19 protein-coding genes are annotated in these 21,951 nt (G+C 37.5%); 15 read left to right on the top strand and 4 right to left on the bottom strand.

Annotated features, from left to right (window positions below):
• Positions 1-13: 13 nt before the first annotated feature.
• Entirely contained in the window at positions 14-484 is a 471-nt protein-coding gene (locus ACK3CR_RS12545; protein ID WP_430239422.1) for a FixH family protein, read from the top strand.
• A 72-nt stretch (positions 485-556) separates the two neighbouring features.
• Here ACK3CR_RS12545 and ACK3CR_RS12550 read toward each other — a convergent pair whose 3' ends face one another.
• Complete coding sequence (locus tag ACK3CR_RS12550; RefSeq protein WP_243513619.1) at positions 557-1,453, bottom strand: LysR family transcriptional regulator; 897 nt, start codon at positions 1,451-1,453, stop codon at positions 557-559.
• Positions 1,454-1,639: 186 nt separating this feature from the next.
• On the opposite strand from ACK3CR_RS12550, the gene ACK3CR_RS12555 reads away from it, so the two are divergent.
• From ACK3CR_RS12555 to ACK3CR_RS12620, 14 genes are all read left to right on the top strand, one after another.
• Complete coding sequence (locus ACK3CR_RS12555) at positions 1,640-2,572, top strand: ACP S-malonyltransferase (protein WP_488975508.1); 933 nt, start codon at positions 1,640-1,642, stop codon at positions 2,570-2,572.
• Between the two features lie 15 nt (positions 2,573-2,587).
• Entirely contained in the window at positions 2,588-4,225 is a 1,638-nt protein-coding gene (mdcA, locus tag ACK3CR_RS12560; RefSeq protein ID WP_410914367.1) for a malonate decarboxylase subunit alpha, read from the top strand.
• A gap of 4 nt (positions 4,226-4,229) precedes the next feature.
• Entirely contained in the window at positions 4,230-5,093 is an 864-nt protein-coding gene (locus ACK3CR_RS12565) for a triphosphoribosyl-dephospho-CoA synthase (protein ID WP_488975509.1), read from the top strand.
• Entirely contained in the window at positions 5,068-5,364 is a 297-nt protein-coding gene (locus ACK3CR_RS12570) for a malonate decarboxylase subunit delta (RefSeq protein WP_488975510.1), read from the top strand. Before ACK3CR_RS12565 ends, ACK3CR_RS12570 begins: the two co-directional genes overlap by 26 nt.
• Complete coding sequence (gene mdcD, locus ACK3CR_RS12575; protein WP_488975511.1) at positions 5,357-7,042, top strand: biotin-independent malonate decarboxylase subunit beta; 1,686 nt, start codon at positions 5,357-5,359, stop codon at positions 7,040-7,042. Before ACK3CR_RS12570 ends, mdcD begins: the two co-directional genes overlap by 8 nt.
• Entirely contained in the window at positions 7,033-7,647 is a 615-nt protein-coding gene (locus ACK3CR_RS12580) for a malonate decarboxylase holo-ACP synthase (protein WP_243513607.1), read from the top strand. Before mdcD ends, ACK3CR_RS12580 begins: the two co-directional genes overlap by 10 nt.
• Positions 7,648-7,844: 197 nt before the next feature.
• Positions 7,845-9,272 carry a glucuronate isomerase gene (gene uxaC, locus ACK3CR_RS12585; protein ID WP_430239408.1) on the top strand — a complete coding sequence of 476 codons (1,428 nt, stop codon included), beginning with the start codon at positions 7,845-7,847 and terminating at the stop codon, positions 9,270-9,272.
• 37 nt (positions 9,273-9,309) lie between these two features.
• Positions 9,310-10,686, top strand: coding sequence for a glycoside-pentoside-hexuronide (GPH):cation symporter (locus tag ACK3CR_RS12590; RefSeq protein WP_488975512.1), 1,377 nt, complete (start codon positions 9,310-9,312; stop codon positions 10,684-10,686).
• 101 nt (positions 10,687-10,787) lie between these two features.
• A complete protein-coding gene (locus ACK3CR_RS12595; protein ID WP_243513597.1) occupies positions 10,788-11,786 on the top strand; it encodes a LacI family DNA-binding transcriptional regulator in 999 nt (332 codons plus the stop codon).
• 67 nt (positions 11,787-11,853) lie between these two features.
• On the top strand, positions 11,854-13,314 hold the full coding sequence (locus tag ACK3CR_RS12600) for a tagaturonate reductase (RefSeq protein WP_488975513.1): 1,461 nt from the start codon (positions 11,854-11,856) through the stop codon (positions 13,312-13,314).
• A gap of 14 nt (positions 13,315-13,328) precedes the next feature.
• A complete protein-coding gene (locus ACK3CR_RS12605) occupies positions 13,329-14,819 on the top strand; it encodes a UxaA family hydrolase (protein ID WP_328123437.1) in 1,491 nt (496 codons plus the stop codon).
• 18 nt (positions 14,820-14,837) lie between these two features.
• Positions 14,838-16,136 carry a Gfo/Idh/MocA family protein gene (locus tag ACK3CR_RS12610; protein WP_328123438.1) on the top strand — a complete coding sequence of 433 codons (1,299 nt, stop codon included), beginning with the start codon at positions 14,838-14,840 and terminating at the stop codon, positions 16,134-16,136.
• A 462-nt stretch (positions 16,137-16,598) separates the two neighbouring features.
• On the top strand, positions 16,599-18,113 hold the full coding sequence (locus ACK3CR_RS12615) for an MFS transporter (protein ID WP_328123439.1): 1,515 nt from the start codon (positions 16,599-16,601) through the stop codon (positions 18,111-18,113).
• 43 nt (positions 18,114-18,156) lie between these two features.
• Complete coding sequence (locus tag ACK3CR_RS12620; RefSeq protein WP_243513590.1) at positions 18,157-19,284, top strand: glycoside hydrolase family 88/105 protein; 1,128 nt, start codon at positions 18,157-18,159, stop codon at positions 19,282-19,284.
• Positions 19,285-19,438: 154 nt separating this feature from the next.
• Here ACK3CR_RS12620 and kduD read toward each other — a convergent pair whose 3' ends face one another.
• From kduD to ACK3CR_RS12635, 3 genes are read right to left on the bottom strand one after another with little or no spacing between them, the layout of a single operon-like run.
• Positions 19,439-20,221: a 2-dehydro-3-deoxy-D-gluconate 5-dehydrogenase KduD gene (gene kduD / locus ACK3CR_RS12625; RefSeq protein ID WP_243513589.1), complete on the bottom strand. Its 783-nt coding sequence runs from the start codon at positions 20,219-20,221 to the stop codon at positions 19,439-19,441.
• A gap of 14 nt (positions 20,222-20,235) precedes the next feature.
• Positions 20,236-21,066 carry a 5-dehydro-4-deoxy-D-glucuronate isomerase gene (kduI, locus tag ACK3CR_RS12630; protein WP_243513588.1) on the bottom strand — a complete coding sequence of 277 codons (831 nt, stop codon included), beginning with the start codon at positions 21,064-21,066 and terminating at the stop codon, positions 20,236-20,238.
• A gap of 26 nt (positions 21,067-21,092) precedes the next feature.
• Positions 21,093-21,746 carry a bifunctional 4-hydroxy-2-oxoglutarate aldolase/2-dehydro-3-deoxy-phosphogluconate aldolase gene (locus ACK3CR_RS12635; RefSeq protein WP_243513586.1) on the bottom strand — a complete coding sequence of 218 codons (654 nt, stop codon included), beginning with the start codon at positions 21,744-21,746 and terminating at the stop codon, positions 21,093-21,095.
• Positions 21,747-21,951 lie beyond the last annotated feature (205 nt).

The raw sequence follows: 21,951 nt of genomic DNA on the forward strand, positions 1-21,951 counted from the left end.
TTCAGAGGTGTAAATGATGAAAAAATTTTTTTATCTCTTTTCGAGCTTTGTTATTATACTTTTGCTCTCAGCTTGTAGTGTTGATTCTGATGCGGCTAAATTGTACCGACAGTCAGAAAAGCTGAAAGCAGTTATTATGATTCCTAAAACTATGAATCCGAATGAGGAAGTAGGCTTGAAAGTAGAAGTAACAAAGGAAGATAAGAAAGTAGAAGAGCTAGAGAGAATGAATGTTGAAATATGGAAAAAGGGAAATGAAGAAAATAAAAAAGTGATAGAAGGACAAAGAACAGCGAAAGGAACATATGAAGTAGTAAACACATTTAGTGAAGATGGGATCTACTACGTTAAAGCAGATGTTCGAACAAAGAACCTTCATATTATGCCAACAAAACAGATGATTGTTGGAGAGCTTTCAGAAGAGGACGCAAAATCATTAAAATCAAAAAAAGAGAAAGAAAGTAATCACCATTCACACCATTAACAAATAGACAAAAAAGCTTTTCCTTTTAGAGGAAGAGCTTTTTTTATGATTGATAACTTATTGGTATAGTTTTTACATATCTTTAAAGTTTTTTGAAGATGTAAGATTGGAAAAAAACTCAATTAAGAAAGTTTGGAAGGACAACGAAACGTTAGAATGCTGCTTTTCCTTCGGAAGCGAAAGGTAAATGTTTCGTTCTGAAAAAGCCTCTTCTATTGGTAATAACACGACGCTTGAATTCAATACTTTATGCCATGTAATAGACGGAATAAACGAGACGCCAAGCCCTGCGTTAATAAGATCTCTTACTGTTGACGGGTTGTCGCTTTCATAAGAGATGGTAGGCGAGAAGCCAGCGAGTTCACAAATAGACTGAGCTGTTTTGCGTAAATTTTTATTTTCATTTAGTAAAATAAAGCGCTCATTTTTTATATCCTTTAGGGAGACCGTCTCTTTTTGAGCAAGATGATGACTTTTGGGTACGCCTAACATAATTCGTTCTGTAAACAGACGAGTACTTTCTACATTTTTTAGATTGATAAGAGAAGACGAAAGACAAATATCAAATGAGTTTGGTACTTCCCTACCATCAATATTTTGGCTAATATGAAATTCCACTTTAGGGTGAATTTCACTAAACTTTTGAAGAAGTTCAGGAAGAATAGGAGAACCAACAAGCATAGAGAAACGTAATGTTCCAAAGACATGTGGCTGTAACCCTTGCAGTGCTTTTTCCCCCTGTTCTAAAGAATAAAGGGCTTTTTCCACATGTTCTAAGTACACTCTTCCAGCCGTACTTAACTTAATGCTTTTTCCTTTACGCCAAAAAAGATCAACACCAAGTTCTTTTTCGAGCGTGCGAATCGTTTTGCTTAAGGAAGGCTGTGAAATATATAAAGACTTTGCTGCTTTTGTCATATGTTCATATTTAGCTACTGTTTGAAAATAGCGAAGCTGTAATAAATCCATGAAAAGGCTTCTCCTTTCTTACTTATAACCCCAGAGTTATATCTATTATAAACGAATCCATATTTTACATAAAGAAAAGAGAAGAATACACTAAAAATAAGATATTACATAATAAATAGAATGCTTTGCGTACAATTTGAGCGTTCTTTTTTTTAGAAAATAACGCTAAGGAGGTGAGATGGACCAGTGAACAAAATAGCTTTTCTTTTTCCAGGGCAAGGAACGCAGTATGAAGGGATGCTTGATGATCTCCCCAAAACAACTCTTACTTCCTCACTTCTCGAGAGAGCTCAAAATCGGTTGGGTCACGATCCTCTTCTGCTTGATGATCAAGAGTATATTAATACATCTGTTGGTACTCAGCTTAGCTTGTTTATAAAAGGTGTTGTTTTAGAAGCTCATCTTGAGGAGGAAAACATTTATCCACACGTTGTTGCAGGGCATTCAATAGGAAGTTTCGCTGCAGCTGTAGCGGCAAAAGTCCTATCTTTTGAAGATGGACTTTACATTGTGAAAAAACGTGCTGAATTAATGGATAACGTTGGCGGAGAAGAATATGGCATGGGCGTTGTTGTTGGGGTGAACAAGGAAAAGTTAGTTCACATGGTGGAGTCTATTCATAATGAAACAACGCCTGTTTATATAGCTAATGAAAATGCAGAAGATCAGTATACTGTTTCAGGAAAGCGGATAGGTATAGAAGTTGTGTTAGAAAAAGCAAGAAAGCAGGGAGCCTCAAAGGCAAAGTTTTTAAACATGACAGTTCCTTCACACTGTCCACTTATGGACAACGTAGGGAAAACCCTTTTTGATGAACTTGAAAAATGTCTAATTTCAGATCCTACTGTTCCTTTCATCGGAAATAAAAATGCTCGCCCACTTCAAACAGGCTCAACTGTCAAGGAAGACTTAGCTTTTAACGTTTCTCATCCTGTTTTATGGCATAACTGTTCCACTATTATGAAGGAACTTGGTGTAAAACTATTTGTTGAAATGGCTCCTGGTCATGTTCTAGTAGATCTTATCAAACGTAAATTCCCAGAAGGACATTTTTTTCCTCTTTCATCCTTTTCATTAGATGATGTCCTTTTTCTAGTACAGAAATACAAAAGTAAATAACAAGAGGTGAGTATGATGAAGAATTGTTCATGGACGACAAAACGAGATGAGAAAAGAAAAAAGCTAGCGTCTGTACAACATCTTGTAAAGGGTAAAATTATTGACGCCAAAAATATGAAAGAAGCCCTTGAGTGTCTTATTTCAAGCGGTGATAGAGTTGTACTTGAAGGGGATAATCAAAAGCAAGCATCTTTTCTTTCAGAAGCTTTAAATAGTGTGGATCCTAAAAAAGTTCATGATCTTCACATGATTATGTCAAGTATTTCAAGGCCTGATCATTTAACTCTTTTTGAAAAAGGAATTGGAAGTAAAATTGATTTTTCTTATGCTGGCCCACAGAGTCTACGCGTTGCGCAAATGATTGAAGACGGCATGTTGAAAATGGGGGAAATTCATACTTATTTAGAACTTTACGGACGTTTGTTTGTTGATTTAATTCCAAAAGTTGCTCTTGTAGCAGCTGAGAAAGCAGATGAAAAAGGGAATTTGTATACAGGAAGCAATACAGAAGAAACGCCAACAATTATTGAAGCAGCCTCTTTTAAAGATGGAATTGTTATTGTTCAAGTAAATGAAATTGTCGAAGAGCTTCCACGCGTTGATATTCCTTCTGATTGGGTGGATTTTGTTGTTCAGTCTCCTGAACCATATCAACTTGAGGCCTTATTTACACGAGATCCTTCTGGCATAACTGAACTTCAGATTTTAATGGGTATGATGGCTATTCGGGGTATTTATGAAAAGCATAATGTACAAAGCTTAAATCATGGGATTGGATTTAATACAGCAGCAATTGAGCTTCTTTTGCCAACGTATGGAGAGTCTTTAGGACTAAAGGGTAAAATTGCGAAACATTGGACGCTTAATCCACATCCAACACTCATTCCCGCTATTGAGAGCGGTTGGGTTGAAAGCATTCATAGCTTCGGCGGGGAAGTTGGAATGGAGAGGTATACAGCAGCGCGTCCTGACGTTTTCTTTACAGGGAAAGATGGAAAAATGCGTTCGAACCGAGCCCTTTGTCAAGTTGCTGGGCAATATGCAGTAGATATGTTTGTTGGTTCTACACTGCAAATGGATTATTACGGGAACTCTTCTACAGTAACTTCAGGGCGCTTATCAGGATTTGGAGGTGCGCCAAACATGGGGCATAATCCACATGGGCGCAGGCATTCAACTCCAGCTTGGTTAGATATGATTACAACAAACTCAAGTATGGAAAGAGGGAAAAAGCTTGTTGTGCAAATGTTTGAAACATATGGACAAGGAAACTCCCCTGTTTTTGTGGAATCATTAGATGCTATTAAAGTGCGTGATGAAGCAAATCTAGCAACAACTCCTGTGATGATCTACGGAGATGATGTTACACATGTTGTAACAGAAGAAGGAGTTGCGTATCTTTATAAAGCTGAAGGGCTTGAGGAAAGAAGACAGGCACTTTCGGCAATTGCTGGAGTAACAAAGCTCGGACGCGAACAAAGCCCAAAAGAAATGAAAAAGCTACGAGATAAAGGACTTGTCGCATTACCGGAAGATTTAAAAGTGAAACGAACAGAAGCTAAGCGTTCCCTGCTTGCAGCTAAGAATGTACGTGAATTGGTTCAATGGTCAGACGGTCTTTACGATCCGCCTGAAAAATTTAAGAACTGGTGATGTTATGGGGAAAATAGCCGTTTTTAATACGAGTGAATATTTAGGTACATTAGCTGTAAAGGCGCTAGTCGATGAAGTATGTTTAACACCTAAGCCAGGACTAGTTGATGAAGAAAACAACGGCTCTCATCATGATTTGACACTTTCCATGATGAAAGCTTCTGCTCGTTCCCTTTATCCTTTTTTTGTGGACATGGCTCAAGCTGCTAAAGGTAAACAACCCTCCCAATCATTGCGAGAGACATTAGGGGAAATAGGAAGAAAAGCAGAAGAAAAAATGTTTGCTGTAACAAATGGAATAAACACGCATAAAGGAGCAATTTGGTCTCTTGGTTTACTGATTGGAAGTGTTGCTTCACAAGGAAACAGTACTTCAGAGGAAATTGCGAAAAGAGCGGGCAAAATAGCTCGTTTTGAGGATGCTTTTATGATAAAAAAGTTAACAAATGGAACGAAAGTAAAGAAAAAGTACGGAGTAAATGGAGCTGTAGGAGAAGCCAAAGCTGGTTTTCCTCATATTATAAAATTTGTTTTACCAATGCTTAGAGAAACAAAAAATATAAATCATAGTCGTTTAAATGCCTTGATGGCTGTAATGGCCCATTTAGATGATACGTGTATTCTTCATAGGGGAGGACCTCTTGCTTTAGAAAAGGTGAAAGAAGGGGCTCGTGCCGTTCTTCAAGATGGCGGAGTTGGAACAAGAGAAGGATTTCAAAGTCTTCTAAAATTAAATAGCCTTGTTGAAGCGCTTTTTGTGTCCCCTGGTGGGAGTGCAGATTTACTAGCGGCAGGTCTCTTTTTATATGAATTAGAGAAGAGAGGAATTGGAGGGAATTTAGATGGAAACACTTCGTTACATTTATGAAGGAAAGCGAAAAATAACCAAACGTGCGCATATTGGGGTTGTTGCATCAGGTGATCTAGAAATACTTGTTGAGCCAACAGAAGAGAAGGAAGCAATCGTGACAATTAAAACTGGAAGTGAAGGATTTAAAGAAGTGTGGGAAGCTGTGCTTGAGCGCTTTTTTATAAAAAATGAGGTAACAGGAATATTCACAATAAACGACTTTGGAGCAACTCCTGGTGTTGTAGGACTGCGTTTAGCTCAAGTGTTAGAGGTGAGTGAACATGAGTAAATTGAAAGAAAGCTTCATCGAATTAAACGGACGTGAACGGGCAAAAGCAATTTTAGACAGTGGGGCAGGAATTGAACTTTTAGATCCTTTTGAAGGGATGAAGTCTCCGCATCTCGAGCCACAAGGAATCGTTCCTCAAAATGATGATGGGGTTATCGTTATAAAAGGTGAAATTGATGGAGAAAGAGTGGTTGTGATTTCAATAGAAGGAGCGTTTCAAGGAGGCGGTATTGGGGAAGTATCGGGAGCTAAAATTGCTGGTGCGCTTGAGCTTGCTTTAAAAGACAACAGAGAAGGAAAGAAAATCGTACCTGTCGTTGTATTTGATACAGGAGGTGTTCGGCTGCAGGAAGCAAACTATGGACTTTTGGCAATTGCAGAAATTCAAGGAGCCATTGTTGCTTTAAATGAATATGTTCCAACAATTGGAATCATCCCAGGCAAAGTTGGTGGATTCGGCGGGATGTCTATTACAGCAGCTCTTTTTTCTCACGTTATGATTACACCCAGTGGACGCTATGGTTTAAATGGACCTGAAGTGATTGAACAAGAAGCAGGAGTAAGAGAACTTGATTCAAGCGATAAAAAAATGATTTGGGAAATGATCGGCGGAACACAAAGAGTCAAAACAGGTCTTGTAGACACGCTTGTTGAAGACGATATTGATGAAATCCTTTCAAACGTTAAAAAAGCGATGAAAGAACATCCTGTTAAAAATCGGACAGAGGAAATTAACTTCTATTTAACATTAATTAATAAAGCATTTGCACAAGATACCTTTACTCCGAAAGATTATGAGAAACTGTATCATCATTTAAAGGAACAAGAGGTAGAGGAACTCCCTAAAGAGAGAGTAAAAGGGAGTGATCAAAAAGAAGATCAAAGTCGAGGAAGAAAGTGGTTTGAAGCATTAACAAGCGTTCAAAGTCCTTCTGGATGGGCCTCTACCGTTCTTTCACATATTGATGAAAATGAAAACTATATAGCAGTAGTTCCTGATTCTTATAGCCGATTCAAGCGAGCCCGTCACGGTGAAGTAGGTTTATATGAAGGATGGAAAATTGCGCAAACGGTGCAAGAGTTTATTAAAAGAGATGAGAAGAATGAAAAAAAGCGGGCCATTATTGCTGTTATTGATGTTCCATCACAAGCTTACGGTTACAAAGAAGAAGTGCTTGGCATTAATGTAGCTCTTGCTGCTTCTGTAAACATGTTAGCAAAAGCAAGACTTTGCGGTCATCCAGTGATTGGAATTATTCCAGGAAACGCTATTTCAGGTGCTTTTTTAGCACTAGGTCTTCAAGCTAATGTTTTGCTTTCAATAGAGGATGATAAAATTAATGTACAAGCGATGTCAAAAAAGTCAGCAGCGCGTATTACAAAAAGAACGATTAGAGAGCTTGAAGAAGCAACAAAGAAGGTTCCTGCTATGGCTTATGATATTCATTCTTATAAAACGCTTGGTGCTCTTTCACGGCTTATAACAAATATCAATGGAGATCATCCTTCAGAAGAAGATATTCATATTGTTAAAGACGCGCTTATAACTAGTATTCACGATGTTCAAAACCGAAATGATCGTTCCCTTTCCATTCGTTTGGAAACAAAGGAAGCTCTTTTAGGCGGACGAAAAGCCTCTATTGAGGTAAGAGAAAGAATGAAAAAACAGTGGAATTAAAACCACATGATTTAATTAAACTTTCTTCATTAAGGGATGGATTTTTAGCAGAAGAGAACGAGTTACCACAGTGGGCACAGCATTCTCTTCAAGCTTCTCCGTATGTTGTCGTACGAAGAGCGCCTTTTAGGGGAGAATATATCCCTGTTGGTGTGCGGGGAAAAAAGCGAAGTGAACGATTTGGCCTTTATATAAGTAAGAGTGTCATTAGTAAGGTGATTTCACCTATTCAGTTACAAGAGAGTTTTCCATCAAAGGAAAGACAACATTTAAAAGCCTTTCAGACGCTAAAGCAAGTGAGGGAGCTTCTACAAACTGAGGAGCGATGGGGCCTTGGAGGAAGTGTTGGCTTTGAATTAGCTACAGGAGTACAAACTGTAAAAGAGACAAGTGATGTTGATGTTATTTTATATAAAGAAGATGTGGTAAATATAAAAAAAGCGAGAGAGTTGCTAGCCTATTTGGATGATCTCCAAAGTCGAGTTGATATTTCTGTAGAAACAAAGTTTGGAAGTTTCTCGCTGTTGGAATATTGCAGTAAAGAAAGTTTCTTGTTAAAAACAATAGAAGGTCCAAAATTGATTCAAAAGCCTTTCTTTCTTTAGAAGGGCTTTTGAACTTAAAGAGAATTTAAGGAAACCTGTTGCAAATATTTAAAATTCAGACTACAATAAGATAAAATGTTAACGGTAACATTTTGAGAGTTTGAGAGTGATAAGATATCAATTTAGTAATTAACTGATGAAATAAATATTGTTTATTACAAAATGTTAACGTTAACAAAAAGGAGGATATTTAATAGATGAAGGGATTTATGAGGGAAGATTTCTTACTTACAAACAGCACAGCAGTAAAGCTATATCATGAATACGCAAAAGATATGCCGATTATTGACTATCATTGCCATTTAAGTCCAAAAGAGATTTATGAAAATAAGCAGTTTCGTAATATAACAGACATTTGGTTAGATGGTGATCATTATAAGTGGAGATTGATGAGAGCGAACGGAATTGAGGAAGATTATATTACAGGAAACAAAAGTGACTACGAAAAATTTATTGCTTGGGCTAAGACTGTACCAATGACAATTGGAAATCCGCTTTTTCATTGGACACATCTTGAATTGCAGCGCTTCTTTAATATTGATGAACTTCTGAATGAACGCACAGCAGATGATATTTGGGAGAAAACAAGTGAGAAGTTAGCAGACGGGTCCCTAAGAGCAAGGGACTTTATTACAGCTTCAAAAGTTGAAGTTGTTTGTACAACAGATGATCCTGTGGATTCCTTAGAGTATCACCTTAAAATAAAAGAACTTGAAAACTTCGATACAGCTGTATTACCGAGTTTCAGACCTGATAAAGGACTTGAAATCAATCGGCAGGGGTTTAGCAATTGGGTTAAATCTCTCGAAGAAGCTGCTGGTATATCCATTGACAACTATGATCGTTTTCTAGAAGCACTTGAAAGCCGTGTTCGCTTTTTCCATTCTGTCGGAGGAAGAGTATCGGATCACGCTCTTGACCGTGTTGTATATGAAGAGGTAACAAAAGAAGAAGCAGGACGGATTTTTGAGAAAGTAATGCTTCAAGGACAAAGCATTACAGAGGAAGAAGAGCGAAAATATAAGACATATATGCTTATTTTCTTAGGGAAATTATATAAAGAACTTGATTGGGTTATGCAATTTCATATCCATGCTCTTCGAAATAACAGTACGAAAGGTTTTGAAAATCTTGGACCTGATACGGGATATGATGCAATGGACGACGGAGAAATAGCAAAGCCGCTTGTTAGTCTTTTCAATCAGCTAGAGAAAGAAGAGAGTTTGCCAAAAACTGTTGTATATTCTCTAAATCCAAAAGACAATCCTGTTATTGCAACAGTAATAGGAAGCTTTCAAGGAGGCGGAGTACCAGGGAAAATGCAGTTTGGAACAGCGTGGTGGTTTAACGACCAGAGAGAAGGCATGTTAGATCAAATGAAAACGTTATCAAACATGGGTCTTTTCAGTCAGTTTATTGGCATGCTTACAGATTCAAGAAGCTTTTTATCTTATACAAGACATGAATATTTTAGAAGACTTGTTTGTGACCTTGTTGGTACATGGGTTGAGCAAGGGGAAGTACCATTTGATGAAGAACTTTTAGAACGCGTTATAAAAGGGATTTGCTATAACAATGCTAAAAGCTATTTCAATTTTCCAGCTTATACAGTTCAACAATCTTAGCTAAGAGAGGAGATTGTAAAAGAAGGGGAGTTCGCGATTGAGCGTTGTAAAAACAGAAGGAAAAGTAGAGGTCAAAGTAGAAGGACTTAGCATAAAAGAAAAAGTCTCCTATGGTATGGGGGACTTTGGAAATGGATTTATGTTTGACTTAGGACAGCTATACTTACTAAAGTTTTTTACAGATGTAGCAGGAATCCCAGCCGCCGCTGCTGGAGGAATTTTTCTTGTTAGCAAACTTTTTGCCGCCATTTGTGATCCAATTGTAGGCTCTTCTATTGATTATCGGAGAAATATTGGTGAAAGAGGGAAGTTTCGACCATATCTTCTATTTGGAAGTATTATTTTAGCCATCTTAACTGTTTTGACCTTTATTTCACCGAATATTTCCTCAACAGGAAAGCTCGTTTATGCATATGCTTCTTATATGATTTGGGGAATTGGCTATTCCTTTGTTAATATTCCTTATGGTTCACTTGGGGCGGCAATGACACAAAACGCTGCTGATCGAACATCTCTTGCTGCTTTCAGACAAACAGGTTCTCTTGGAGCACTTTTTATCACAAGCATTGCTGTTGTTCCTCTTATTCTATTGTTTCCGAGTGAAAAGATTGGCTACCCTGTTGTAATGGGGATAATGTCTCTTGTTGGCGTGTTGGGGTTCTATATATGCTATCGTAACTGCCAAGAACGCATTGTGGTAAAAGAAGGTCCAAAGGAAAAACTTTCGTTCATGTCTATCATCAGAACCTTTGCTTCAAATAAGCCGCTTTTAACACTTGTACTTATGACGGTTTTTACGATATCTGCCTACAATATTAAATCAGCAATGCTTATCTATTTTGCTCAATATAATCTCGGAAATGTTCAGCTTATGGCTTATATGAATTTTATTATTATTGGTTCCTCTTTTCTAGGGGTTATCATGCTGCCGAAGCTTGTGAAGCGATTTGGTAAGAAAAAAACGGCAATGATTGGGCTCGCCATAAGTATTATAGCAGATACAGCAAACTTCTTAATGCCGTCAAATGTTGTGCTATTCACTGTTTTAGCTAGCATTGCCTTTATTGGGATTAGCATTCCAAACGGAATTACATGGGCGCTTGTTTCAGACATTATTGATTATGGAGAATGGAAAACAGGAGAAAGGAAAGAAGGAACAACATATGCTCTCTTTAACTTTTCAAGAAAGCTCGCTCAATCTCTGTCAGGCTTTCTCTCAGGAGTTGGACTTGGTATTATTGGATACATTCCAAATGTTACACAAGCATCAAGCACGCTTTTAGGTATAAAAGGTCTGTTGCTTCTCTATCCTGCTGTTGCTTTGGGGATTGCAATGCTTGTAATTGGCTTGCTTTATAAATTAACGGACGAAAAGCACGAAGAAATGGTGAAAGATCTTCAAGCTAGAATTTAGAAAATCCTCATCTTTAGCCGATATCTGCTTATTATTCGAGAGTTTTTGTGATATTCTTATACTGAAAATACAGGGTAACTCACTAAAGGTAGGTAAATGAAATGAGTGTTACAATTAAGGATATTGCAAAGCTAGCTAATGTATCACATACGACAGTTTCAAGGGCTTTGAACAATAGCCCTCTTATAAAAGAAAAAACAAAAAAGAAAATTTTAGATATCGCAAATCAGCTTAACTATATTCCAGACTATCACGCCAAAAATTTAGTGATGCAAAAATCACATACAATTGGTTTGTTTTTTACAAGTATGGGAACAGGAACATCACCAAGCTTTCTCGTTGATACAATTCGAGGAGTGAACCAAATTATTGATGTTCAGTACAATTTGTTTGTGCGCGGAATTGATGACTATGACGACTTTTCTTATATAAATAATAAGCGCTTTGATGGGATTATCCTAATGAGTCAAAGTGATCGTGATAATATGTTTATTTACAATATTATCGAAAAGCAAATTCCGCTTGTTGTACTCAATAGGCAAGTGGACGATGACTCTGTTATGAATATCTTGTCTAATGATAAAGAAGGTGCTTATGAAGCTGGAGAATACTTCATTTCTTCAGGTCATAAAGATCTCGCTATTATTGAAGGAATTCAAGGATTCAAATCAACGCAGCAGCGAAGAGACGGTTTCTTACAATCATTAATAGACAATGGAATTACAATCCGTCAAGAATATATTGTGCAAGGAAATTATGATATGCAAAGCGGATATGAAGCGATGTGTAAGCTACTTGATTTACCAAACCGGCCAACAGCTGTATTTTGCTCAAATGATGATATGGCGATTGGAGCACTTAATGCTGTTTTTGAGCGAAACTTAAGCGTACCTCATGACATTTCTGTGATTGGTTTTGATGATATTGAATCTGCAAAGTATACAAATCCATCTTTAACAACGGTAAAAAGACCGATTGAAAAAATTAGCATGACAGGCGTTGAGGCCATTTTATCGCTTATTAAGGGAAAAGAAAATCTTCAAAAGAAGACGTTTATTAATACGGAATTAATTCGCCGCAAATCCGTGAAAAGCTTATGAATATAGAGCCGGTTATAGGAATAGCCGGCTTCTGATTGTTAACGTGTGCAAATGAGGAGGAATAAAAATGAAATTAAGCCGTAAAAATGCAGAATCTCATTCTGTTCAAGCAGAGAATGTGCTTCAATTTGGAGAAGGTGTTTTTCTCCGTGGCTTTGTTGATTGGCAAATTCAGAAAATGAATGAGAAAGGCCACTTTAATGGGAGGGTTGTAGCCGTGAATCCTCGCAGAACAGGAAATGCGCCAAAATTAAATGAGCAAGATGGATTGTTTACGGTTTCTTTACAGGGACTACAACATGGTGAAATAGTTAAAACCTCCTCTATTGTAAGCTGTGTGCGAAGAGGGGTTCATCCGTATAAACAGTATGATGAATATATAAAAATAGCAGAAAATGAAAATCTGCGTTTCGTTATTTCCAATACAACAGAAGCAGGTATTGCGTTTCGAGAAGAAGATAAACTTGAAGATCAACCACAGGAAAGTTTCCCAGGCAAAGTAGCAGCTTTCTTGTATCATAGATACCAATTTTTTAAAGGAGATAAAACAAAAGGTCTTATTTTCTTACCTTGCGAGCTGCTTGATCAAAATGGAGAAAAATTGAAATCACTTCTACTTCGCTACGCTGAAAAGTGGAATCTCGAGAAAGAATTTAGCACATGGATTCAGGGTGCCAACACCTTTTGTTCAACGCTTGTTGATCGAATTGTTCCTGGCTATTCGGAAGAAGAAGCAGGGAGAATACAAGAAGAAGAAGGATACGAGGATGATTTTCTTGTTGTTGCAGAGCCTTTTTATCAGTGGGTTATAGAAGCTCCTTCGTTTGTACGTGAGGAATTTCCAGCTGAAAAGGCAATGTTGAATGTGAAATTTGTAGACGATATTACCCCATATTCACTTCAGAAAGTAAGGATATTAAACGGCCTTCATACAGCAATGATGCCTATTGCATATCTTGCAGGATGTAATACAGTAAGAGAAGCGATTAGCAGTCATCACATTGGGATTTTTATTCGAGCCCTTGCTTATGATGAGATTATCCCTGTTCTTTCTGTTTCTAAAGAAGAAGCATCGGCATTTGCAGAGGCAGTGCTTGAACGATTTCAAAATCCGTTTATTCGTCATGACTTATTAAGTATTTCTCTTAATAGTCTTACAAAATTTAAAGCTAGGAATCTTCCAACATTGAGAGAGTATGTGGAAAAGTATCGGAAAGTTCCAAAGCTTCTTTCTTTTTCTCTTGGTGCGCTTTTTGTTTTTTATAAAGGTAAAAGAGGAGAAGAGAAGATTCCACTTTCAGATCAGAAAGAGCTTATCGAGCTATTCCAATCTCTTTGGGAAAAAAGCAATAGTGAGAAGGGAATTCAGCATCTTGTGAGCACCGTTCTTTCGCTAGAAGAACATTGGGGCGAAGATTTAAGCAAAATCCCTGGATTAGCACATGCTGTAGAGAGTGCTATTTTGCAAATTGAAGAAGCTGGTATGGAGAACGCCCTAAAAAAACTTTTTCATTTATCAACAACATAAAAGGAGTCGAGAAAATGAAAAACATAATTAAAATTCATGAAGCTGATAATGTAGCTGTTGCGTTAAGAAGTTTTCATGACAAAGAAAAAATTACGGTTGCAGGAGATGAAGTAGAAGTTAAAGACGGAATAAAAAGCGGACATAAGATTGCGCTAACAGATATTGGACAAGGAGAAAATATTATCAAATATGGAGCTCCTATTGGGCATGCAACAGAGAGTATTGCAAAAGGAGAATGGATACACACTCATAACACGAAAACAAATTTGAGTGACAAAATAGAATATACATTTAAACAAAATCTAGCACACAATACAGGAGTGAAAGAGCATAGAACTTTTAAAGGATATCGGCGTAAAGATGGAAATGTAGGTATCCGTAATGAGCTATGGATTGTTCCGACAGTTGGATGTGTCAATGGAATTGGGGAACGGATGATTAAAGAATTTGAGCTTGAAGTAGGTCCTAATAACCCATTTGATAATATGATGGTTTTAAAACATAACTATGGCTGCTCGCAGCTTGGGGACGATCATGTAAATACACGCACTATTCTAACTAAAATGGTTAAGCATCCGAATGCAGCGGGAGTTCTCGTTTTGGGACTTGGATGCGAGAATAATGGTTTAGAAGATTTTAAAGAAGCTCTTGGTTCTTTCGATGAAAATCGGATCAAATTTTTACGTTCGCAGGATGTAGAAGATGAAATTGAGGAAGGAGTAAAACTGTTAAAGGAAATTAGTGCAGCTGCTAGCGATGATAAACGAGAAGAGGTACCGTTAAGCGAGCTTAAAGTTGGGCTAAAGTGTGGAGGATCTGATGGTTTGTCTGGTATTACAGCTAACCCACTTCTTGGTCGATTTTCTGACTGGCTCATTGCACAGGGAGGAACAAGTGTCCTTACAGAAGTTCCAGAAATGTTTGGTGCCGAAACCTTATTGATGGAGCGGGCTCAAAATGAAGAGGTATTTCTTAAAATTGTTGATTTGATTAATGATTTTAAATCATATTTTCTTGCCCATAACCAGCCAATTTATGAAAATCCTTCTCCCGGAAATAAAGAAGGTGGAATTACAACGCTTGAAGATAAATCGCTTGGGTGCACACAAAAAGCAGGAATTTCGCCTGTTGTAGATGTGTTGAAATATGGAGAGTCTTTGAAAGATAAAGGTTTAAATCTTTTGAGTGCTCCTGGAAATGACCTTGTTGCTTCAACAGCTCTTGCTGCATCAGGGTGTCAAATCGTACTTTTTACAACAGGAAGAGGCACTCCTTTTGGTACCTTTGTTCCAACAATGAAAATATCAACAAACACGTCGATTTATGAAAAAAAGAAACATTGGATTGATTTTAATGCAGGAACACTTGTTGAAGAAGAAAATGAAGAAGCTTCTTTAGACCGTTTTATTACGTATATTACTTCTGTTGCAAATGGAGAACTTGTGAACAATGAAAAGAACAGCTTCCGAGAAATAGCAATTTTTAAATCAGGTGTTACGCTTTAGAAGAAAGGGGAATGAAGAGTGAAAAAGTATGCCATTTGTGGAGTAAGTAACAGAGCATTAGGAATGTTTATTAAGCCAATGTTAACAACCTTTTCAGATCATAAGATTGTTAGTTTATTAGACCATGATGAAGCAAGATTTGAAGCCTGTAAAAAAAGATTCCCCATCCTTGCTATGACTCCCGTTTATTTTCCAGAGGAGTTTCAGAAGATGATAGAACGAGAGAAACCTGATGCAGTGATTGTAGCGGGGAGAGATGATACACATGTTGATTATATTATGAAAGCTTTAGAAAACAATCTTGACGTGATTACAGAAAAACCGATGGTTACAACAGCAGAAGATGCAAGAAAAGTAATGGAAGCGGAGAAAAAAAGTGAGGGTTCTGTAAAGGTGACGTTTAACTATCGATATAACCCTTACCATCGTAAAATCAAAGAAATGATTTTAGATGGAAAACTAGGAAGAATCACTTCTGTTGATTTAAATTGGTATATTGATACGTATCATGGCGCAAGTTATTTCAAACGTTGGAACAGATATCGCGATCGTTCAGGAGGACTTTCTATTCACAAGTCAACACATCACTTTGATCTTGTTAACTGGTGGCTTAACGATGTGCCCGAGGAAGTTTTTGCATATGGAAGTCTACATTACTATGGAGAAGAAGGAGAATGGAATCCATTAAAAGAAAGCGGTCGTTTTTGTGGTACTTGTCATGTGAAAAATCGATGTCATTATTACCAAAGATGGAACAATAGAAGTGAGAGTAGAACAGTTCAAGATGATCATCTGCAACAGGATATGATGAACGGCAATCAAGCTATGTATACAAACTATCGTCCTGATGCTTGTATTTTTGACGATGACATTGAAATTGAAGATACGTATGCTGCTGCGATTAAATATAAAAAAGGTGCGCTCTTAAGCTATTCTATTAACTTTTCGCTTCCGTATGAAGGATATCGCCTTGCTATTAATGGAACAAAAGGAAGAATTGAGACAACGGAATATCATGAGCCAAGTCGAATTTCATTTCAATTTCCAAAGCAGAAAATTGATTATTTTCCGCTGTTTGGGGCAAAAGAAAGCATTGAAGTTGTAGAAACCGAAGGAGGGCACGGAGGCGGAGATCCACTTCTTTTAGAAGAGCTTTTTTTAGGGAGAGATCCATTGCGAAATTATGATATTTTAGCAGGAGCAGAAGCTGGTGCCTATTCCATTGCAGTAGGAGAAGGAGTATGGCGTTCAGTCCAAGAAAAGCGTCCAATTTCAATTGAAAATCTGCTAAAACTCAAAGAAAAAAGCAGGAAATAAAATATGAATCCGCTTTCAGAAATGTGTTGTATTCTTCCAGGGAAAATATTATAATGAAAACATAAAAGCTTAACGTTAACATTAGAGCGATTTTTATGCTAACGAAGAAAAAGCAGAAAGGAGGGCGGGGATAAAAAAGACTTTGGCATATATGTGAGCGTGAATTTCAAGCTAAGAAGATTGAAGATTATAAAAAAGAGAAGAAAACTTCTTAGCTTTGTAAGTTAGCAGCCTCTAAAATGTTAACGTTAACATTTTAGAAAAGTAGAGATAGATAACAGTTTTAAGAAAAAGGTCGCGCAATAAAAAAGCAAGAGAAATTAGTGGGTAATTTCTCTTGCGAACATAGCCTGTCATTTTTAATAAATTCATAGACATACCATTATTGAAACATAAATTGCGATCTATGACAAACAAAAACTCATGTTTCTTTATCGGTGCTGTAAAGAAGGGGAGATTCTCGTGCAGAGAAAAATAGGGTTAAGCCATCAGCTTGCTTACGGAAGTGCGAATTTACTTGGAAGTGGGGCATTAGCCATCAGTGGAGCATGGCTCATGTATTTTTATACCACGTTCTGTGGATTATCAATTGTTCAAGCAGCAGCTATCTTTTCTATCGCAAGCGTTGTAGATGCTGTAAGTAATCCAGTCATGGGTTTTATTACGGATAATTTTCATAAAACAAGATTAGGGAAACGATTTGGAAGAAGAAAGTTTTTTATTCTTTTAGGAATACCGCTTATGCTTGTTTATCCAATGCTATGGGTAGAAGGATTCGGGTTTTGGTATTATCTATTAACCTATATTTTGTTTGAATTAATCTACACATCTGTTATGGTACCGTATGAAACAATTGCAGCTGAAATGACAACAGATTTTAGCCTTCGTTCAAAGTTAACAGGTTTCAAAGCCATCTTTGGAAAGATTGCAAATTTCCTCGCTGCTTTTATTCCGGGACGTTTTATTGCTGAATATGGGCAAGACTCACCATTACCTTTCTTTTATACGGGTCTTCTCTATGGAGGGATTATGGTTATCGCACTCATCAGTCTTTATATCTTTTCGTGGGAGCGCTCAGCAGATGAGATTAAAGATGAACGTACAGGATCTTTATGGGAATCGTTGAAAAAGCTCTTTATTGATATGATATCAACGTTTAGAGTTCGGACGTTTCGTCATCATCTAGGAATGTACTTGTTTGGATTTGGAGCAGAGTGGCTGTTCGCTTCTGCATTTACGTATTTCATCGTTTTTGGTCTTGGTCAAAGTTCTGAACTTGTTTCTAACTTATTAAGCTTCAGCTCAATCATGCAGCTTATCTCAACCGCTTTCTTTATTTGGCTTTGCGTGAAAATGGGGTTTGCACGTCCATTTCGAATTGCTCTGAATGTTGTTATATTAAGTGTTATCGGCTATACAGCTCTCTACTTTACAGGTTCAGAAAACCTTGTCATTCTTCTGTTTGCAATTACAATGTTCTTTGGCTTAGGAACAGGAGGAGTATTCTACATTCCATGGAACGTATATACATTTTTAGCTGACGTTGATGAAGCCGTAACAGGCAGAAGACGTGAAGGCCTTTACGCTGGTGTAATGACGTTTGCAGGAAAACTTACGAGAGCTGTTGTAGTATATATTCTCGGCTGGGTATTGGGGAAATTTGGCTTTGTATCGGGTCAGTCAACGCAGCCGGAAGCAGCCGTTCAAGCCGTTGTAGGAGTATTTGCTATCGGCGTTATCTGCCTTGCAATTGGAGGCGTAATCTCAGCTTATAAACTAAAACTAGATCGCGAATCACACGGTATTCTAATCAAAGAAATTGACCGTATTCATGGCGGTGGTTCAATGAAAGAAGTTGACAACAAAACGCGCACTGTAGTGGAAGCGCTAACAGGATTTTCATATGAAAAATGTTTTGGAAACAATAACGTTGGCTATCAGCAGAAGCCAGACATCGACTCAAGTTTAAAAGCATAAGCTTTTTCTCATATAATAAAAAATCTAATAATGAGGTGGAATAATGTTACAAATGAATGATAAGAAACTTTATAATGATTGGGCTGCTAAAACATCAGATTCTGTGATGAAAAGAAGACCGGAAATTAACACAAAATGGGAATATGAAGATGGAGTTGTTCTTCAAGGGATGGAGCTTGTCTTCAACAAAACAGGTGATAGAAAATATTTGGAATATATGATAAAAAGCATGGATTTATTCGTTGATGAGAATGGCAATATTCCAAAGTATTCATCAAACGAATTCAACATTGATCACATTAACAATGGAAAGGTTCTTCTCGCTCTTTATGAACATACAGAAGATGAGCGCTATAAAAAGGCAGCAGATCTTTTAAGAAGTCAGTTAATAAACCATCCACGCACAAGTGAAGGAGCATTTTGGCATAAGGAAATTTATCCATACCAAATTTGGTTGGACGGTCTTTATATGGGATCTGTCTTTTATGCCCGCTACATTAAAGAATTTGGTGAAGAAGCAGAGTTTGAAGATGTGATGAAACAATTTATTCTTTCTTACAAGCATACAAGAGATGAAGAAACAGGTCTTCTTCATCATGCATGGGACGAAAAAAGAGAGCAGCCTTGGTGTGAGAAAGAAACAGGCCTTTCAAAACATTATTGGGCCCGCTCAATCGGCTGGTATGTGATGGCAATTGTTGATGTACTCGACTACATTCCAGAAAGTTATGAAGGAAGAGACGTTCTTCTTAATATGTTAGAAGAAACGGTAGAAGCAATGATGAACTATCAAGATAAAGAAACAGGAGTATGGTATCAAATTGTGAACCAGCCGGAGCGAAAAGGAAACTATTTAGAGTCATCTGGATCAGCTATGATGCTATATGCCATAGCAAAAGGTGTGAGAAAGAATTATTTATCACAAGACTGGTTTGAAAAAGCTGAACATATTTATAAAGGGATTATTGATGAATTTATCTTAACAACAAAAGATGGGTTAGTGAATGTTAATAAAATATGCCAAGTGGCAGGACTCGGTGGAAAAGATAAAAGAGATGGCTCGTTTGCTTACTATATTAGTGAACCAATTGTGACTAATGACCACAAAGGGGTTGGACCATTCATTCTTGCAAGTGCTGAAATGGAAATGCTGTATGATGAGCAAAAATAAAAAAAGAGTTCTAGCAAATGCTAGAACTCTTTTTTTATTTGCAAACGTCTCTAACATGTATGCTTCTAAATCGTGTCCGCTAATTCCTAAATTCATTGCGCTTCCTCTCCTTTGTATAAAATAAAGCCGCATCATATTGATGCGGCTTAACCGTCTACCGAGCTAACCAACCGCCATCAACAGCTAAGATATGCCCGTTCATATAATCCGAAGCTCTGCTTGATAAAAAGACGGCTGTACCCATTAAATCTACTGGAGTTGCCCAGCGCCCAGCAGGAATTCTGCTTAAAATTTCCTTGTTACGCTGTTCATCTGCCCGGATAGGAGCTGTATTCGCTGTTTCTACATATCCAGGAGCAATAGCGTTCACTTGGATATTGTATTCAGCAAGTTCGTTTGCAAACGATTTTGTAAGCCCTGTTACAGCATGTTTACTTGCTGTATAGGAAGGAACAAATTTTCCGCCTTGAAAGGATAGCATTGAAGCAATATTAATAATCTTACCGCTCTTTTGTTCAGCCATTACCTTTGCTGTTTCTTGACTTAAAAAATAAACAGCATTTTGGTTAATTGACATTACATCATCCCAGTCTTCTTCTTTATATTGAAGGATAGGAGCGCGTCGGATAGTTCCAGCATTATTAATTAAAATATCAATCTTCTTATAGATGTTAAGACACTCTGAAACTACCTGTTTAATAGCTGTGCGATCTGATAAATCTGCTTGATGGAAATGAACATTTCCTCCTGCTTCTTCCACAAGAGTTCGTGTTTCGTCCCACTCTTTTCCGTGTGTCACAATAAACAAATCCGCACCAGCTTTAGCAAGGGCAACAGCACAGCCTTGACCTAATCCTTTATTTCCTCCTGTCACAATTGCTACTTTCCCGTTAAGGCGGAAGAAGTCCATTGAAAATGAGCTTACATCTTTTGTCATTTACATATTCCTCCTTAGCGTAAGTCTTCCATTTTGACATGATCCATATCATCGTACGTAATGTTTTCTCCGCACATTCCCCAAATGAACGTATAGTTGCTTGTTGCTGTTCCAGTATGAATAGACCAGCTTGGAGAGATTGCTGCTTGTTCATTTTTCATTACAAGGTGTCTTGTCTCATTGGGTTTTCCCATAAAGTGAAAAACGCGTGTATCAGGCTCCATATCAAAATATAAATATACTTCCATACGGCGTTCATGTGTATGACAAGGCATTGTGTTCCAAACGCTTCCAGGAGAAAGCATTGTTAAGCCCATTTGAAGCTGGCAGCTATCACAAACGTTAGGATGAATATATTGATAGATGTTGCGCTCGTTTAGCGTTCCTTGCTCACCTTTATGAAGGGGATCAATTTTCTTAATATCAATCTTTACCGTTGGATATGTATGGTGCGCTGGTGTTGAGTTAATATAAAATTTCGCAGGGTTGTTTGCATCTTTTGAACGGAACTTAACGTCTTTTGTTCCGCGTCCAACATATAGTCCATCTCGACCTTTCATTTCATATTCGACACCATCAAGAATAACAGTTCCGTCCGCTCCAATGTTAATGATACCAAGTTCGCGACGCTCTAGAAAATAACTCACGCCAAGTTCTTTATCTAATTTAATTGTTAATTCTTCTTGACTAGGAGTGACTCCACCGAAGATCATGCGGTCGTTATGTGTATATGTTAGATGAACATGATCTGCTTCAAAAAGCGTTTCAATTAAAAAGTTTTTGCGTAATTCCTCTGTTGTTTGCTTTTTTACATCTTCAGGATGATGTGCATAACGAATTTCCATTTTGCATTCTCCTTTTCGTCATTAGTTTATTGAAGAGCCATTCTTACATTTTGAACTTTTTCAACATATTGGCGGGCAAGAAGAGAGATTTGAGAGAAATCGCCTGTTTTGGCAGGAGCCATTAGCTTTCCTCCAACTCCAACAGCAATGCATCCACTTTTAATCCAATCTTCCACATTATCAAGATCAACGCCGCCTGTTGGCATAATGTTTACTTGGGGAAGAGGAGCTTTTACAGCTTTAACGTAGTCAGGACCAAATGCGCTTCCTGGGAAGAGCTTTACAACGTCAACTCCGTAACGGAGCGCTTCCTTCATCTCAGTGACCGTCATACAGCCAGGCATATACGGAACACCATACAAATTGCAAAGTTTTGCTGTTTCAGCATCAAAGCAAGGGCTTACAATAAACTGTGCACCAGCAAGGATAGCGGTGCGGGCTGTAACAGAGTCAAGAACTGTACCAGCTCCAATGCACACGTTAACATTTTTATCGTGGCTAAAAGAGAGGTCTTTAATAACTTCCTCAGCTCCTTGAATTGTAAAGGTTACTTCAATTCCTGTAATACCCCCTGCAATACAAGCTTCTGAAGTTTGAATCGCTTCTTCCTTTGAGTCACCTCTTACAACGGCAACAATGCCGCATTCTGAGATCTTTGACAACACCTGTAGTTTTTTCATCGCATCCTCCAAAAAAGGGAATTATATTAAAAATATTTTAAATAAAAGATAATTGATAGTATTCTGAAAATTATAACTTCATTATATAAGAAGAGGGTCAAAACTTCAATGAATAAATGTGAGCAAAGGATTTTAAAAAGCTTGAAAATATAGATATGTAAGTGAGTACGAGCTTACGCTTTTCACTTATTATCCCCTGTTTTTG

The sequence above is a fragment of the Priestia sp. TRM10 genome (assembly GCF_057808375.1).